Raw genomic sequence first — 15,457 nt, forward strand, 5'->3', positions numbered from 1 at the left:
AATCTCGGACTGGACCGACGGATTTCCTGTCCTACTTCGTTCAACAGGACTATGGGATAGCGTAGCGCTATAGCTTCCAATCCGCTGGGAGGCCTGATTGACGGCTGGATTTTCGGTTCGCGGGGCCGTGCTGTGCACGGTGCTCGCTCTTTTGGTGTCGGCATGCGGCGGCGAGCCTTCGGCTGGCGGGCCGTCCGCGGGCGGTGGGCGTGCGGACGAGGCGATCCGTGTTGTCACCCAGCCCGTCCGGTTTGCGCGCGAGCGCACAGATATCGAAGCGGTCGGCACGGCCCGGGCCCGTTCCACGGCGACGATCTATCCTGAGGCCGGCGGCATCGTGACCGATGTTCCCTTTGTTACCGGCAGTCATGTCGAAGCGGGTGCCGTCCTCCTGCGGCTGGACGATCGCGAGGAACAGCTCGCCGTCAACCTGGCCCGGGTGTCGGTGCAGGAGGCCGAGCAATTGCTGGCCCGTTACCGCCGGATCGAGAATACGGGCGCGATTTCCGCCAGCCAGATCGACGAGGCCCGCACCACGCTGGACGCCGCGCGTATCGAACTGCAGCAGGCAGAGGTTGCTCTGGACGAGCGCACCGTGCGGGCGCCGTTTGCCGGACATGTCGGCCTGACCGACATCGACCCGGGCTCACGCATCACGCCGACGACGGTCATCGCCCAGCTGGACGATCGCAGCGTGCTGTTTGTCGACTTCTCGCCGGCCGAGCAGGTGTTCGGCCGTCTGCGTGAAGGTGACACGGTCACCGCCACGCCGTTCGCCGATCCCGATCTCGCCGTCGAGGCCGACATTATCGCCGTCGACAGCCGGATCGACCCGACGCGCCGGACCTTCACGGTGCGCGCCAGTATCGACAATGAAGCCGACGTGCTGCGGCCGGGGATGAGCTTCCGCGTCGCCTTCACCATCGAAGGCCAGTCCTATCCGCGCCTGCCCGAGGCCGCGATCATCTGGGGCGGCAGCGGTTCCTATGTCTGGGGTGTCGATGGCGATACGGCGTTCCGCGTGCCGGTCGATATCGTGGCGCGCAATGAAGGCCATGTCCTGGTGCGCGGCGATCTGCAGGCCGGCGCCCGCATCATCACCGAAGGCGTGCAGAAGGTCCGTGAAGGCAGCCGTATCGTCGATGTCGGCGAGCGGGAAACCGGGCTGGCGGTCGGTGGCTCGCCCATCGTCTCGGATGAAACCCGATGAGCCTGCAGCGCAACGATCTTCCCGCGCTGGCCGTCAAGCGGCCCGTGCTCGTCGCGGTCCTCAACCTGCTGATCATCATCGGCGGCCTTGCCGCCCTGTTCGGTGTCGAGGTTCGCGAACTGCCCGATGTCGACCGGCCGGTCGTGTCGGTCACGGCGAACTTCCCCGGCGCTGCGCCGGAAACCGTCGATGCCGAGGTTACCAGCATTCTCGAGGGTGCCGTTGCGCGTGTGTCCGGCGTGCGGGAAATCGACGCCCAGAGCGAGGAAAACGGCTCGCGCATCCGGGTCGAATTCAACCCCGGTGTCGATCTGGACTCCGCCGCGGCCGATATCCGCGAAGCGACGTCGCGCGTGGCGCGTCAGCTGCCCGACCGGGTCGAGCAGATCCGGGTGGTGAAAGCCGACGACAATGCTGATCCCATCGTCCAGATGGCGGTGCTTTCCGACGTGCATGACGAGGAGACGCTGACGGCCATCGTCGAAAACGACATCGTGCCGGAATTTCTCTCCATCGAAGGCGTGGCCAGTGTGAACATGTTCGGTGATCGCCAGCGCCTTCTGCGCGTGGTGATCGATCCTCTGCGCCTCAGCCGTTTCGGTCTCACCGTCGGCGATGTTGCCGATGCGCTGCGCCAGGCGCCCTTCGATGTGCCGGTCGGCAGTTTCCGCTCCGAAGACCAGCAATTGCTGGTGCGGGCCGAGGCGACGGCGGCAACGCCGGAACGGGTCAAGGATGTCATCATAGACGGCAATACGCGTGTTGGTGACGTGGCCGAAGCCTTCTTTGCGCCGGCCGATGCGACCAATTTCGTGCGTCTCGACGGCCGGCCGATCATCGGGCTCGGCGTGGTGCGCCAGGCCCAGTCCAACACGATCTCGATTTCCGACGGGGTGCGCGAGACGGTCGAGCGCCTGAATGGCCGCTTCGACGATCTGGAAATCCGTATCACCTCCGACGACGCCGTCTTCATCCGCGGTTCCGTGCGCGAGGTCCTGACCAGCCTGGCGATCACGGTGGTGATCGTCATCGCAACCATCTGGCTCTTCTTCGCCCGTTTCCGTGCCTCGCTGATCCCGTCCACCGCCATTCCTGCCGCGCTGATCGGTGCGCTTGCCGGCATCTGGCTCTTGGGCTTTTCGGTCAATCTGCTGACCCTCCTGGCCCTTGTGCTGGCAACCGGGCTCATCGTCGACGACGCCATTGTCGTGGTCGAGAATATCCAGCGCTTGCAGAAGAAGGGGCTGGGCCGGCGGGCCGCGGCCGTGCTGGGCACGCGCCAGGTCTTCTTTGCCGTTGTCGCGACCACGGCCGTCCTGGTCTCCGTCTTCATCCCGATCTCCTTCCTGCCATCGACGGCGGGACGCCTGTTCCGCGAATTCGGCTTTGTGCTGGCGCTGGCGGTGGTGATCTCGTCCTTTGTGGCTCTGTCCATCGTGCCGGCGCTGGCCGCGCGCCTCTGGCTGCGTTCGGAAAGCAGCAAGCAGGGGCCGCTGGAGCGTATCGGCGGCCGTATTTCCGACGTTTATGGCAAGCTGTTGCGGCTCGCCCTGAACCGTCCCTGGATCACCGCCGGCATCATGCTGGTCTCGGCGCTGGGGGCCGTGTTTGCCTTCACCTCGCTCGAACAGGAACTCGTGCCGCAGGAGGATCGCGGGCGCATCTATATCTTCGCGACCGGCCCGGACGGCGTCGGGCTCGACTTCATGGAGCGCCAGGCCGACCAGGTTGACGCGATCGTCCAGCCCTATCTGGAGAGCGGCGAAGTGACGTCGGTCTTCTCGATCGTCGGCCGCTGGGACCCCAATCGCATCTTCATGACCGCCACCCTGGCCGACTGGGAAGATCGCGACCGCAGCCAACAGGAGATCATGGCCGAGATGCGCCGTCCGCTTTCGCAGATCCCGGGCCTGCGCGCCTCGGTCTTCGGACGCGGCAGTCTCGACATGCGCGGCTCCAGCCGCGGCGGCATCCAGGTCGCCCTGACCGGCCGCGAATATGCCGAGATCTATGAGGGCGCCCTGGCGCTCGAGCGGGCCATCGATACGGAAAGCCGGATCCTGTCCAATCCGGAAATCTCCTACCAGCCGACCCAGCCGCAATTGTCGATCCGCATCGACCGGCGCCGCGCTGCCGATCTCGGCGTGCCGCTCAACGAGCTGTCCGTCACCCTGCGTGCCATGGTCGGCGGTGACGAGCTGGTCGATCTGAATGTCGGCGACCAGGCGATCCCGATCTTCCTTGAGTCCGCCAATGGCGCCATCGACGACCCGACCGATCTGCAGAACCTCTATGTGCGATCCAATGCCGGCGAGCTGATCCCGCTGTCTGCCCTGACCACGCTGGTCGAGGAAGGCGTGGCCGCCGAGCTGAACCGGACCGAGCAGCGCCGCTCGATCGATGTCGAGGCGGATGTCGCCGCCGATGTCGCCCTGTCCGACGCAGTGGCCGAGATCGAGCGTCTGGCCGAGACGGCCCTGCCGCCCGGGATCGAGATGATCATGATGGGCGAGGCGCGCACGCTGAACGAAACATCGCGCGACATGGCGATCACCTATCTGTTCGCCTTTGTCATCGTCTTCCTGGTCCTGGCCGCACAGTTCGAGAGCCTGACCAGCCCCATCGTCGTCATCCTGACGGTGCCGTTCGGTCTCGCCGCCGCGGTCTATGCGCTGGTGCTGACGGGGACGTCCCTCAACATCTTCTCGCAGATCGGCCTGGTCATGCTGATCGGCCTGATGGCGAAGAACGGGATTCTCGTGGTCGAATTCGCCGACCAGCTGCGTGCCGAGGGCAAGAGCGTGCGCGAGGCGATCGAGGAGGCGGCGACCATCCGCCTGCGCCCGATCGCCATGACGCTGATCTCGACGGTGCTGGGGGCCCTGCCGCTGATCCTGTCGACCGGGGCCGGTGCCGAGGCCCGCACCTCGATCGGCTGGACCGTATTCGGCGGGTTGGGCCTGTCGGGCCTGTTCACCCTCTTCCTGACCCCGGTGATCTATCTGGGCGTCGCCCGGTTCGGCAAACCGCGCTCGGTCAATCTCGTCGAGCTTGAGGAAGAACTGGCCCGCGTCGAGCACGATCCCGACACCCAACCGGCAGAATGATCATGCGTCACGTCCCGAGTATTGCCCTTGCCGCGCTCGCGGCCAGTCTGGCCGGTTGCACGGTCGGACCCGACTACAACGCGCCGGCGCCCGGCGTACCGCAGACCTGGTCGGAAGCGGTTCCGGGCAGCGAGGCCGCTTCGGCTACCGCCTGGTGGCGGGGCTTCGGCGATGAGCAGCTGGAAACGCTGATCACCACGGCGCTGGACGATAATATCGACGTGCAGATCGCGGTCGCGCGCCTGACCGAGGCCGAGGCCCGGATCACATCCCAACGCGCCGCGAACTGGCCGTCTGTCGATGCGAGCGCGGATGCGTCGGCCACGGGCGACATCTCCGGCGATGCCGCGTCCTCGACAGGTGCCGGTCTCGGCGCGGCGCTGGGCTTTGTACCTGACGTGTTCGGCGGGCGCCGCCGCCAGATCGAACAGGTCGAGGCGGCCGCTGCTGCCCGGCGTTTCGATATCGAGGATGTCAAACGCGTCACGGCCGCCTCGATTGCCGAACGCTATATCGAGCTGCGCCGCAGCCGCGCCCGGCTCGGCCTGCTGACGACCTCGCTGGAGCTGCAGCAGCAGACGCTGGACATCGTGCGCCAGCGCGCCGAAGCGGGTCTGTCGGCCGATCTCGACGTTCAGCGGGCCGCCTCCGATCTTGCGCGCACTCGCGCCCAGCGCGGCAGTCTCGATATTGCCGAGGCGCGGGCCCTGCACGATCTCGCGATCCTGACGGGTGCTGTCCCCGGCACGCTCGGTCTGGAGCCGGCGGCGGACACGGCGATCCCGGATTATTCCGATCCGGTTGCCCCGGGTGTGCCGGCGGATCTCCTGCGCCGCCGGGCCGATCTGCAGGCCGCCGAGCGTGATCTGGCCGCAGCCAGCGCCGCCATCGGTGTGGCCACGGCCGGGCTTTATCCTGCCTTCTCCATTCCCGGCAGCATCACCGCCGATCTGGGATCGGCCGACCGGCTGGTCGGAGACACGGTTGCGCGGATCGGTGCTGCGGTCGATGTGCCGGTCTTCGATGGCGGCCGCCGCCGCGCCGGTGTCGACATCGCCGAAGCCCGGGCCGAACAGGCATTGCTGGCCTATCGGCAGACGCTGCTCGAAGCGGTCGGCGAGGTTGAGGACGCCCTCGTCTCGATCCGCGCCGTCGAAGCGCGTACGGCAGAGCTCGAGCGCGCCGTCACCGCGTCGGAGCAGGCCTTCGACCAGCTCGACGCGCTCTATCGGGAAGGCCTGGCCAGCTTCATCGACATTCTCGATGCCCAGCGCACCCTGATCGACAGCCGCGAGTCGTTGCTGGACAGCCAGGCCGATCATGCCCTGGCCGTGATCGCGCTGCACCGGGCGCTGGGCGCGCCGGTCGACCCCGCACTCACTTCCGGCACTTAATCCTGGCGGGGCGCCAGGCTCGCGCTCTTGATCAGTGCGATAACCGTATCGCCCGGTTTCAGCGCGAGCGCCTCGGCGGCGGCGCGGGTGATCCGGGCGCACAGGCGCTGCGTCGCCACCTCCAGCTCGACATCGCACCAGGCCGTGTCCCGCCGGTCGGTGATGGCCGCCACCGTTCCGGGCAGTCTGTTTTGTACCGAAAGCCCGTCGACGGCATCTACGGCCAGCGTGACATCACGGGCGGGCACGTAGAGGCGCGCCTCGCTGCCGATAGCGAGCTCCGTCAGCCCCGGCAGGGCGATACGGTGCTCGCCGATACGCAGGTCTGTCAGGTGAAGACGCGCATCATGGGCGGTGATCCGACCGGTCAGAACGGCGCCGGGCTCGTCTGCCGCTTCGCTGCCGCCTTCGGAACCGGCAAGCCACGCATCCCGTTCGTAGAGCGCGCCGATCTGTCCGTTTTCGACGGGCAGGACATGGTCGGCCATGACGGCCATCTCCCGGGCCGAGTGGCTGACCATCAGCGCCGGCAATTGCCAGTGCGCCAGCCTTTCACGGAGCGCAGGCAGAAGGTTTTGGCGGAAGCTGGCATCAAGGGCCGAGAAGGCTTCGTCCAGCAGGAGCAGCCGCGGCCGGGCCGACAGCGCCCGGGCCAGTGCGACGCGCTGGCGTTCTCCGCCAGACAGGTCCGCGGTGCGGCGCGTCATCAGGGGCGCCAGCTGCAGCAGGTCGATCAGCTCTGCCCGATCAGGGCCGTGACCGCCCGGGGGCGCACGCCGGCTGGCATAGTCCAGATTGCCGGTCACGGAGAGGTGGGTGAAGAGCCGGGAGTCCTGGAAGACCAGCACGGCCCGGCGCCGGTATGCCGGCAGGAATGAGGGGCCAGCCTGCCATGTTTCGCTGTCGAAACGGATCGTATTGCCGCGCGTCCGGTCCAGTCCTGCGACCGCGCGCAGCAGGCTGGTCTTGCCCGCGCCGTTGGGACCGGCAATGCCCGTCACGCCGGTCAGGGGCAGAGTGGCTGCGCCTTTCAGGCTGAACCCGCCGCGGCGGTGGTCGAGGTCGATGTCGAGCGTTCTATCCGGCATGGACGGGATACCGGCGATTGATCAGGAAGACGGCGACCAGCACGCTCAGCGAGGCGGCGACAAGGCCCAGCGCCAGCGCATGAGCGGCGGCATAGTCCAGCGTTTCGACATGGTCATAAAGGGCGATGGAGACCACGCGGGTGCGTCCGGGGATATTCCCGCCTACCATCAGCACGACACCGAATTCACCCACGGTATGGATGAAGCTGAGCACCCCCGCCGTGATGAAGCCGCGCAGGCTGAGGGGCATGACGACCGAGATGAAAGCGTCCAGGGGCGATGCGCCCAGGCTGGCGGCGGCGTCCAGCGGCCCGCGGCCGACCCGTTCAAAGGCGGTCTGCAGCGGCTGCACCATGAAGGGCAGGGAGTAGATCACCGAGGCGATGACCAGTCCGGAAAAGGAAAAGGCGAGCGTGTCGCCGGTCAGACGCACCCACAGACCGCCGATTGCCGAGCCGGGATTGAACAGGATCAGCAGGTAGAAGCCGATCACCGTCGGCGGCAGGACGAGGGGGAGTGCCGTGACGGCCTCTATGACGGGTTTGAGCCGGGTTCGTGTGGTCGCCAGCCACCAGGCCAGCGGCGTGCCGATCACGAACAGGATCAGCGTGGTGACCAGCGCCAACTGTACCGTCAGGAGGATTGCCGGCAGGCTCTCGCTCACGCCGGCGCCTCATAGCCATGGGCGGCGATGATGTCGCGGGCCTCGGGTGAGGCGAGAAAATCCATGAACGCGCGGGCGGCCTCATTGTTGCGGCCCCGCTCAAGAAGAACCGCGTCCTGGCGGATCGGATCGTGCCAGTCGGCCGGGATGAGGTCATGACGGCCGGCGGGCGCGCTGCCGGGGTGCCGGATCTGCGACAGCGCGACGAAACCCAGATCGGCATTTCCGGTGGCGACGAAGGCATAGGTCTGCCCGATATTCTCGCCGAAGACCTGGCGTGAGGCCGAGGCGGTCTGAAGCTCCAGATGGGCCAGAATCTGACGCGCCGCGGCGCCATAGGGCGCGAGGTCGGGATTGGCGAGGGCGAGGTGCCGGTAGTCACCGGACTGCAGGCGCTGCAGCGGTGACGGGGTGCCGGCCGTGGCGTCCCCCGGCTCCATCAGGGCCAGCCGGCCGATCGCATAGGTCTGTACGCTGTCGGCAACCGCCAGGCCGTCTTCAACCAGGCGCGCCGGACGGACCGTGTCGGCGGCGAGGAATATGTCGACGGCCGCGCCATTGACGATCTGGGCATAGAGGCGGCCCGTCGAGCCGTTCACGACCAGAAGCGTGTGACCGGTTCTGGTGGAAAATGCCGCGCCAAGGGCCTGCATCGGTTCGGTGAAATTCGACGCAACGGCCAGCCGCACGATGTCGGCGCGGGCCTGACCGCCCAGGGCGGCGGTCAGGGCAACCAGCAAAGCGACTGCAAGTCGGAGGAGGAGAGACCGGGCCATGCGCGGCAGATTGCTCGCTATAGCCGGTCCGGTTCAAGCGCAAAGGCGGCCGTTCACGCAGTCGTCAGCGCAGGTCAGGCGGCGCTGTTCATCCGGTCTGCAAGGGCGCGGGCGGTCATCGGTGCGCCGAAATGCCAGCCCTGCAGGTAATCAAAGCCCAAGAGGCGCAACATGGCGGCCTGGCTTTCGGTCTCTACGCCTTCCGCGACCATGTCGAGATTGAGCGCATCGCCGAGCAGGGCCAGCGCCTGCAGCATTTTATTGGGACCTTCGCCCTTGCCGAGGGCATCGATGAAGCTCTTGTCGACCTTGATCTTGGAGAAGGGCAGCATGTGCAGATAGCCCATCGAGGCGAAGCCGGTGCCGAAATCGTCGAGATTGACGCGGAAGCCGGCGGCATTGAACTCGTGCAGACGCTGTTTGGCCTGTTCGAAATCGTCGACCAGCACGGTCTCGGTCAGTTCCAGCTCGATCTGGCTGGAGGTCAGTCCGGCCGCGCCGAGCTTCTCCAGATAGCGCACGCACAGATCCGGATCCTTGAGCTGCGTCGGGGACAGGTTGATCGAAACGGTGAAGCCGGCCTGCTTCGGGATTTCGCGGCAGACGCTGTCGACAACGAAATCGCCCAGCCGGCGGATCAGGCGCGAGCGCTCTGCCACGCCGATGAAGATGTCCGGCGGAACGGCGCCGCGCGTCGGGTGTTCCCAGCGCAGGAGGGCCTCGACCGACACGATCTTGCCGTCGCGGGCGCGCGCGATCGGCTGATAGACAACGCGGAACTCATTGCGCTCCAGGCCCGCCTCGATATCCGCTTCCAGCGAGCAGCGGGCGTCCTTTTCCAGGCCAAGGCTGGCATCGAAGCACAGGGGTTGTTCCAGCTGGTCGGCCTTGGCGCGGTACATGGCCAGGTCGGCATCATTCACCAGCTGGGCAAACGTCTTGGGGGCATCCGGCCGCGACCAGGCGACGCCGATGGCTGCGCCGATATCGAAATGGCGGCCGCCGATCTCGAACGGGTCGCGCAGGCTGGCCGACAGGGCGCGGGCAATCGGCAGGGCCTGGCTGGCATAGGCCTGACCCGTGAGCGCGCAGGCGAATTCGTCGCCGCCGACGCGGGCGATATGCACGCCGTCCGGCAAGGCTGCGCGGAACTTGTCCGACACGATCCGGATGACCTCGTCGCCGGCCTGGTGGCCCGCCTTGTCATTGACCGCCTTGAAGCCGTTGAGGTCGATATAGATGACGGCCGCCTCGCCGCAGGCAGCGGCCTGCGTTGCGGTCTCGCCCTCGATGAAGCGGTTGAAGCCCAGCCGGTTGGGCAGTCCGCTCAGCGTGTCTGTCGTTGCGGCGCGCAGGGCCCGGCGTTCATTGCGTTCCGCGCTACGGCCCAGCTTGCGGGCGCGATGAACGAGTATCTGGGCCCCGGCGAAGAAGACGATGATATAGGCCAGCAGGGGCAGGAAGCTGTAGCGCAGTGTCTCATTGCCCGGCCGCGAGGGCGTCCAGGACAATTGCGCTACGGCATGCCCGGAATTGTCCGTGATTGGCAGGCGGCTGCCGTGCGAGGGCGTTGTGTCCATCGGGATCAGCGAGACATCCTCGACGAGGAAGCGGGTCTGCATCTCGTTGACAAAGCGCTCGTCGAGCGCGGTGCCGATCACCAGTATCGGTCCGGTCAGCGGGTCGGTGGCGGCGCGGTTCTCATACTCGCCGACCAGGGTGACCGAGGCGAGGTAGGGCCGGCCGCGGACGGTCAGCATGTGCGAGCCGATGAAGCTTCCCTCGGCATAGGCGCGCGCAAGGTCGCTGCGCAGATTGTCCAGATCGTCCGGGGTGAGCAGGTGGTCCAGAGGGGTCTGCCCGCTGTCGCGGTGCCAGGAATAGGTGAGCGTGTCGCGCGCCCGCGACATCACGACAAAGTCGAAGCCGAGATGGTCCGAGAAGGACGATGCCATACTGTCGCTGAGCACATCGACATCGCCGGCATCCAGACGTTCGAGCGCGACCGACCACCAGCCATAGTCGGCGACCCAGGTCTCGTTGTGATGGATGGTGGTCTGGATGCCGGCGGTCAGCAATTGCCGGTCGGTCTCCGCGGCGCCCCGATTGAGTGCGCCGACGAAGAAGTAGATCACCAGCACGGACGCAATCAGGCTCACCAACGTCGCGACGTTGATGTAGCGCCCCAATTGACTGTCGAGTGACTGACTCATCCCTGTCCGCCGGCTTTTTTTATCCGTTATCGGACAAGCCTTGCACGGGAATCGTAAACACCGGGTCGACGCAGCTGCATCCGGACGTTCGAAAGCGCGGAAAAGGCTCGCTATTCCGGTATTATCTTATAAGCCACGCGGTCGTCGGGTCAGTCAGGCTTGCGGTAGGCGAACTGGCCGACGTCGATCCGGCCGGTGGTGAAACCGGCTTCGCAATAGGCCAGGTAGAAACGCCAGATGCGGTCGAACCGGGCATCGAAGCCCAGACCGGCGATATCCGGCCAGGCATCGCGGTAGGCGTCATGCCATTCGGCCAGCGTGCGGGCATAGCTCGGCCCGAACATGCAGGTATCGATCGGCACCAGGCCTGCACGATCGGCCTCTTCGCCCAGCCGGGAGGGCGGTGGCAGGATGCCGCCGGGGAAGACATATTTCTGGATGAAGTCGACGGACTTGCTGTACTGGGCAAACAGGTCTTCGCGGATCGTGATGATCTGCAGCGCGGCCCGGCCGCCCGGCTTCAGGCAGGCTGAGACCTGGTCGAAATAGACCGGCCAGTTCTCCTCGCCGACGGCCTCGAACATCTCGATCGAGGCGATGGCGTCGAACTCTTCCGAGACGTCGCGATAATCCTGCAGGCGGATGTCTGCCTTGTGGGCCAGGCCGGCCTTGTCCAGGCGGGCGACCGCATAGTCATGCTGCTCCCGCGACAGGGTGAGGCCGGTGACGTGACAGCCGAAATCGCGGATCGCGACTTCGGCGAACCCGCCCCAGCCGCAGCCGATCTCCAGCACGCGGTCGCCCGGCTTCAGGCCCAGCGTCTCGCAGATACGGCGGTATTTGCGGGCCTGCGCCTCGGCCAGCGTGTCGCCGGCCGTGTCGAAAATGCCCGAGGAGTAGGTCATGCTCCCGTCGAGCCAGCGTTCGTAGAAGCTGTTGCCGAGATCGTAGTGGAAGGAGATGTTCCGCCGGCTGCCGCTGCGCGTATTGGCGTTCATCCAGTGCTGGATCTTGCCGATGATGCGGCTGGGACCCTTGCCGGCCCGCGCAGCGCCGATGCCGTCGAGTTCGCCGGCCAGTGCCCGGAGCAGGCCCTGCAGGTCGGAGGTTTCCCATTCGCCGTGGATATAGCCTTCGGAAAAGCCCAGCGTGCCGGATCCGGCAATGCGCAGGAGCGCGTTCCACTTGCGGATCGACCAGTCGGCCCGGTGGGCGGCATCGGCGGGCCCGCATTCAAAGCGGTAACCGCCGGGCAGTTCGATGCGCAGACGGCTGTCCGTCAGGTCCGAGAGGGCTTGGCGCATCTTTTCGCGGGCATAGCGCTGCAGGCGGCTGGCCCGGCTTTCCAGCGTGTCGGCGGATTGCGTCGTATAGTCCATCACAGTCCCCTCGGCAGTGTGTCCGTACTCCCCCGGCGCGGCGCGTAAGTGCGCAGTCCCTTCAGGCGCAATCTTAACGCCTCGAACAGGATTCCGCCAACCGTCACGAGAGTGTTCAGCGGCTGGGCAAGCTGGGCTTTCCAGAGAGAACGCGTCGTCAGCGCCTGCCGTTCCGCCTGCAGGATCGCACCCATGATGCATGCTCCGTCGCGATAATGGCGGATGCCCAGGCGCAGCGTGTCGTCGTCGCGGTCGAGCCGGAAGCGGTACTCGCCCTCGACCGGATTGAAAGGCGAGACGAAGAAGGTCTTCTCGCAGGCAAAGCGCAGCGGTTTGGCCGTGTCGTCGGGCACGTCGAAGGCATAGACCTGACGGCCACCATGAAAATTCGCGACCTCGAACAGCACCGCGCCCAGCCGGTCGTCGGCCCTGTGGCAGAAATAGACCGACACCGGGTTGAACACGATGCCCAGCACGCGCGGAGCGGCGAGTAGCTGGATGCGGCCCGGTTCGAAATCGATACCGTTCTGCTGCAGACGGCTGCGCACCCAGTCGCGCAGCGCGCCATGACCGCGGCCATGATCGGCCGCATGCTGGCTGACCGGCGCAAACCGGTCGAAGGCAAAGCCGGCAATGCCCCGGTCATCACGGCCCGCGCCATCGATATCCGTCAGCAGCGACACCATGCGGTAGCGCAGGCTGTGGCGGCGCGGATGGTGCCGCATATGCCCGACATCGCCGGTGTAGAGAGAGGCGGGAAGGGGTCTCATTCCGCAGCAACGGCCAAGGCGGGCTGAACCGGTGCAGGTGCCTGCGTCCAGGGGATGCGGGTGTCGCCGTCAGTGCAGGCCCAGGGCCGGCCCGGCGCACCGAGCGCTTCGGCGACGGCGAGCCCGGATTGCAACCCGTCCTCGTGGAATCCCGCCCCCAGCCAGGCACCGCAATACCAGGTGCGCCGATGCCCCTGCAGCGCACCGAACTGCGCCTGCGCCGCGATCGCGGCCGCATCGAAGACCGGATGGTCGTACTGGTCCGTGTGCAGCACCTGGGCAGGATCGGGCGCGACTTCCGGATTGAGCGTGACGAGGACCGGAGCCTGCGTCGGCAGGGGCTGCAGCGCATTCATCCAGTAGGTCAGGCTGATCTTTGCCGCGCTGTCGGCCGTGCGCGCGGACTCGAGATAGTTCCAGCTGGCCCAGGCCGAGCGGCGGCGGGGCAGGAGGCGGGTATCGGTGTGCAGGATCGCGGTATTGGGCCGGTAGCGGACCGCGCCCAGCAATTGCCGCTCCTTGGGGTCCGGCGCGTCGATGAGGGCAAGCGCCTGGTCGCTGTGACAGGCCAGCACGATCTGGTCGAACCGGCTTTCATCGGCATCGGTGCGGACAGTGACCTGGGAGCCTGAGCGGTCGATCTGGCGCACCGGCGCCGACAGGCGCACGCGGCCCTTGATGGCACCGGCCAGCCGCTCGACATAGCGATGGCTGCCGCCGGTGACGGTACGCCATTGCGGCCGGTCGGACAGTTGCAGCAGACCGTGATTGGAAAAGAATTCGAAGAAGGCGCGGGCCGGATACGCCCGCATCTGGTCGACGGGCGAAGACCAGATTGCGGCACACATCGGCAGGATGTGATCCTCGCGGAACGTGCTGGAATAGCCTTCGCTCCGCAGGAAATCGTCAAGCGAGCGAACCTCTCCGGCGTGGTCGCCCCGGCGGGCATGATCGTGCAGGCGCAGGATGTCGCGGATCATGCGCCACATGCGCGGCCGGACCAGATTGCGTTTCTGGGCGAAGAGCCCGTCCGGATTGGACGAGTATTCGAACCGGCCGCCATCCAGCGAGGCAGCAAAGGACATGCTGCTCAGGGCCGTCTCGACATCGAAATACTCCAGCAGCGGCGTGAAATTCGGGTAGTTGCGCGGATTGAAGACGATGAAGCCGGTGTCCACATCGACGCGCTCACCGCCGATCTGGGCGCGGACGGTATTGGCGTGACCGCCGAGCCGGGGCGCGGCTTCATACAGGGTGACATCATGGACCAGCGACAGGCGCCAGGCGGCCGCGAGGCCGGCAATGCCGGAACCGATGACGGCGATTTTCTGTCCGCGCGCTTGTGTCATGAAAAGCCCTGTCCTCTGACGGCCGGAAGTGCGGCCTTATCCGGGGTTTACGCGGGCGGTGCGGCGGCGGATCACTGACGGGTGCGCAGGCAGTCAGTGATCCGGCAGGGCGGTGCAATCGTAATCCGAAGCATGTACGCTGCCCTTCACACCCCGCCCGCAAGGGCCAGACGCGAAACGGTCGAGACCGGGAAGGCACGCATGACGCAGGACACCGACCGCCGTCGGTCCATCTCCGACGCGGCTCGGCTGGCCGGCCTGCTGGAACAGGTCGGACGGAAGCGTGATGCGCAGGCCTTCCGGGCGCTGTTCGACCATTTCGCGCCTCGTATTCGCAGCTTCCTGATGAAACGGCGGGTTTCTGCGGCTCTGGCCGACGACCTGACGCAGGATGTGATGCTGGCGATCTGGCGGCGTGCATCGAGCTTTGACGCAGCGAAGGCCTCGGCGGCGACGTGGATCTACACGATCGCGCGGAATGCGCACATCGATCATTACCGCAAGGCGGTTCGCGCCCGGAAGATCGATGAGCACGACCCGCACTTCCAGCCGCCGGACCAGCCCTTGCCCGACGACTTGTACGAGCGGGCCGAGGCTGGTCAAAGCGTTACCGGTGCCCTGTCGGGGCTGCCGGACGACCAGCGCCTTGTGCTGGAGCTGGCCTTCACCGAAGGCCTCTCGCACAGCGAGATTGCCGAGCGGCTGGACCTGCCCCTGGGAACCGTGAAGTCCCGCGTCAGGCTGGCCATGAACAAAATGAGACAAGGTCTTGGAGAATGGAAATGACCCAGCGCGGTCATGTGTTGGATGACAGCTGGTATCTCGACTACGCCGCGGGAACGCTTGGAACCGAGGCGCAGGACGTGATGATGGCATCGCATGTGGAATTGTCGGACGAGGCCCGTGGCCGCGTCGCTGCGCTTGAAACGCTCGGCGGCGCCATGCTCGACGCATCGGACGGCGAAGCGCCGCTTGGCTTCAGCGTCGAGGATATCCTGCGGCGCGCCGGAAGCGAGGCGGAAGAAGACCTGACGGTGGCACCGGTGGCAGCGGCGCCGGCCGCAGATGACAGTCTGTGCCTGCCGCAGGCGCTGCAGGATTATCTGGCCCGCACCGGCATGCCGGTGCGCTGGGGCTTCCTCGGCCCCGGCATGCGCAAGGCGATCCTGTGGCGCGGCGAGCATGGCGAGCGGCTGTGGCTGCTGCGCGCCCAGCCGGGCGTCGCGATCCCGCATCACGGTCACAACGGTTCCGAGCTCACCCTCGTCCTCAAGGGCAGTTTCTGGGACGGCGAGCAGGAGTATCGCCCCGGCGATGTCGAGGAGGCGCATCCCGGCGTCGAGCACGATATCCGTATCGATGAGGGCGGCGAGTGCATCTGTCTCGCGCTGACGGAAGGCAAGCTGAAATTCGAGAGCCCCGTGCTGCGCGCTTTCCAGGTGTTCACCGGGCTCTGACGATCGTGCGGCACTGCGCTGCAGTTGTCCACGGACATCAAGCGGGTATG

At 66.5% G+C, this 15,457-nt stretch carries 12 protein-coding genes; 5 read left to right on the plus strand and 7 right to left on the minus strand.

Translation table 11 applies throughout. The features are described from left to right. The first annotated feature begins 97 nt into the window (after positions 1 to 97). The 3 genes from ABJO18_RS15635 to ABJO18_RS15645 are packed head-to-tail and all read left to right on the plus strand — an operon-like array spanning position 98 to position 5,711. A complete protein-coding gene (locus ABJO18_RS15635; protein ID WP_348507726.1) occupies positions 98 to 1,210 on the plus strand; it encodes an efflux RND transporter periplasmic adaptor subunit in 1,113 nt (370 codons plus the stop codon). After that, positions 1,207 to 4,317: an efflux RND transporter permease subunit gene (locus tag ABJO18_RS15640; RefSeq protein ID WP_348507725.1), complete on the plus strand. Its 3,111-nt coding sequence runs from the start codon at positions 1,207 to 1,209 to the stop codon at positions 4,315 to 4,317. Before ABJO18_RS15635 ends, ABJO18_RS15640 begins: the two co-directional genes overlap by 4 nt. 2 nt (positions 4,318 to 4,319) lie before the next feature. Beyond that, positions 4,320 to 5,711, plus strand: coding sequence for an efflux transporter outer membrane subunit (locus ABJO18_RS15645; RefSeq protein WP_348507724.1), 1,392 nt, complete (start codon positions 4,320 to 4,322; stop codon positions 5,709 to 5,711). On the opposite strand, the gene modC is transcribed toward ABJO18_RS15645, so the two are convergent. From modC to ABJO18_RS15680, 7 genes are all read right to left on the minus strand, one after another. Continuing rightward, on the minus strand, positions 5,708 to 6,799 hold the full coding sequence (gene modC / locus ABJO18_RS15650) for a molybdenum ABC transporter ATP-binding protein (RefSeq protein WP_348507723.1): 1,092 nt from the start codon (positions 6,797 to 6,799) through the stop codon (positions 5,708 to 5,710). The genes ABJO18_RS15645 and modC overlap by 4 nt on opposite strands. Next, on the minus strand, positions 6,789 to 7,463 hold the full coding sequence (gene modB, locus ABJO18_RS15655) for a molybdate ABC transporter permease subunit (RefSeq protein ID WP_348507722.1): 675 nt from the start codon (positions 7,461 to 7,463) through the stop codon (positions 6,789 to 6,791). Before modB ends, modC begins: the two co-directional genes overlap by 11 nt. After that, positions 7,460 to 8,239 carry a molybdate ABC transporter substrate-binding protein gene (gene modA, locus ABJO18_RS15660; protein ID WP_348515997.1) on the minus strand — a complete coding sequence of 260 codons (780 nt, stop codon included), beginning with the start codon at positions 8,237 to 8,239 and terminating at the stop codon, positions 7,460 to 7,462. The genes modB and modA overlap by 4 nt, the downstream gene beginning before the upstream one ends. A gap of 74 nt (positions 8,240 to 8,313) precedes the next feature. Then, positions 8,314 to 10,452, minus strand: a complete 2,139-nt coding sequence (locus ABJO18_RS15665) for an EAL domain-containing protein (RefSeq protein ID WP_348507720.1) — start codon at positions 10,450 to 10,452, stop codon at positions 8,314 to 8,316. Between the two features lie 149 nt (positions 10,453 to 10,601). Beyond that, a complete protein-coding gene (locus ABJO18_RS15670) occupies positions 10,602 to 11,831 on the minus strand; it encodes a cyclopropane-fatty-acyl-phospholipid synthase family protein (protein WP_348507719.1) in 1,230 nt (409 codons plus the stop codon). Further along, positions 11,831 to 12,601 (minus strand): DUF1365 domain-containing protein, encoded by a 771-nt coding sequence (locus ABJO18_RS15675; protein ID WP_348507718.1) that lies wholly within the window; start codon positions 12,599 to 12,601, stop codon positions 11,831 to 11,833. The genes ABJO18_RS15670 and ABJO18_RS15675 overlap by 1 nt, the downstream gene beginning before the upstream one ends. Beyond that, positions 12,598 to 13,950, minus strand: a complete 1,353-nt coding sequence (locus tag ABJO18_RS15680; protein WP_348507717.1) for an FAD-dependent oxidoreductase — start codon at positions 13,948 to 13,950, stop codon at positions 12,598 to 12,600. The genes ABJO18_RS15675 and ABJO18_RS15680 overlap by 4 nt, the downstream gene beginning before the upstream one ends. Before the next feature lie 201 nt (positions 13,951 to 14,151). Here ABJO18_RS15680 and ABJO18_RS15685 point away from each other — a divergent pair, with 201 nt between their 5' ends. Both ABJO18_RS15685 and ABJO18_RS15690 read left to right on the plus strand, forming a co-directional pair. After that, positions 14,152 to 14,736 carry a sigma-70 family RNA polymerase sigma factor gene (locus tag ABJO18_RS15685; RefSeq protein WP_348507716.1) on the plus strand — a complete coding sequence of 195 codons (585 nt, stop codon included), beginning with the start codon at positions 14,152 to 14,154 and terminating at the stop codon, positions 14,734 to 14,736. Next, positions 14,733 to 15,407, plus strand: a complete 675-nt coding sequence (locus ABJO18_RS15690) for a ChrR family anti-sigma-E factor (RefSeq protein ID WP_348507715.1) — start codon at positions 14,733 to 14,735, stop codon at positions 15,405 to 15,407. The genes ABJO18_RS15685 and ABJO18_RS15690 overlap by 4 nt, the downstream gene beginning before the upstream one ends. Positions 15,408 to 15,457 lie beyond the last annotated feature (50 nt).

The sequence above is a fragment of the Maricaulis sp. genome (assembly GCF_039978735.1).
Taxonomy (GTDB): domain Bacteria; phylum Pseudomonadota; class Alphaproteobacteria; order Caulobacterales; family Maricaulaceae; genus Maricaulis.

Bases quoted from the DNA above. Each gene is read 5' to 3' on its own strand.
- ABJO18_RS15640 (WP_348507725.1), top strand. From the start codon at position 1,207: ATGAGCCTGCAGCGCAACGATCTTCCCGCGCTGGCCGTCAAGCGGCCC.
- ABJO18_RS15645 (WP_348507724.1), top strand. From the start codon at position 4,320: ATGCGTCACGTCCCGAGTATTGCCCTTGCCGCGCTCGCGGCCAGTCTG.
- modC (WP_348507723.1), bottom strand. From the start codon at position 6,799: ATGCCGGATAGAACGCTCGACATCGACCTCGACCACCGCCGCGGCGGG.
- modA (WP_348515997.1), bottom strand. From the start codon at position 8,239: ATGGCCCGGTCTCTCCTCCTCCGACTTGCAGTCGCTTTGCTGGTTGCC.
- ABJO18_RS15665 (WP_348507720.1), bottom strand. From the start codon at position 10,452: ATGAGTCAGTCACTCGACAGTCAATTGGGGCGCTACATCAACGTCGCG.
- ABJO18_RS15670 (WP_348507719.1), bottom strand. From the start codon at position 11,831: ATGGACTATACGACGCAATCCGCCGACACGCTGGAAAGCCGGGCCAGC.
- ABJO18_RS15675 (WP_348507718.1), bottom strand. From the start codon at position 12,601: ATGAGACCCCTTCCCGCCTCTCTCTACACCGGCGATGTCGGGCATATG.
- ABJO18_RS15680 (WP_348507717.1), bottom strand. From the start codon at position 13,950: ATGACACAAGCGCGCGGACAGAAAATCGCCGTCATCGGTTCCGGCATT.
- ABJO18_RS15685 (WP_348507716.1), top strand. From the start codon at position 14,152: ATGACGCAGGACACCGACCGCCGTCGGTCCATCTCCGACGCGGCTCGG.
- ABJO18_RS15690 (WP_348507715.1), top strand. From the start codon at position 14,733: ATGACCCAGCGCGGTCATGTGTTGGATGACAGCTGGTATCTCGACTAC.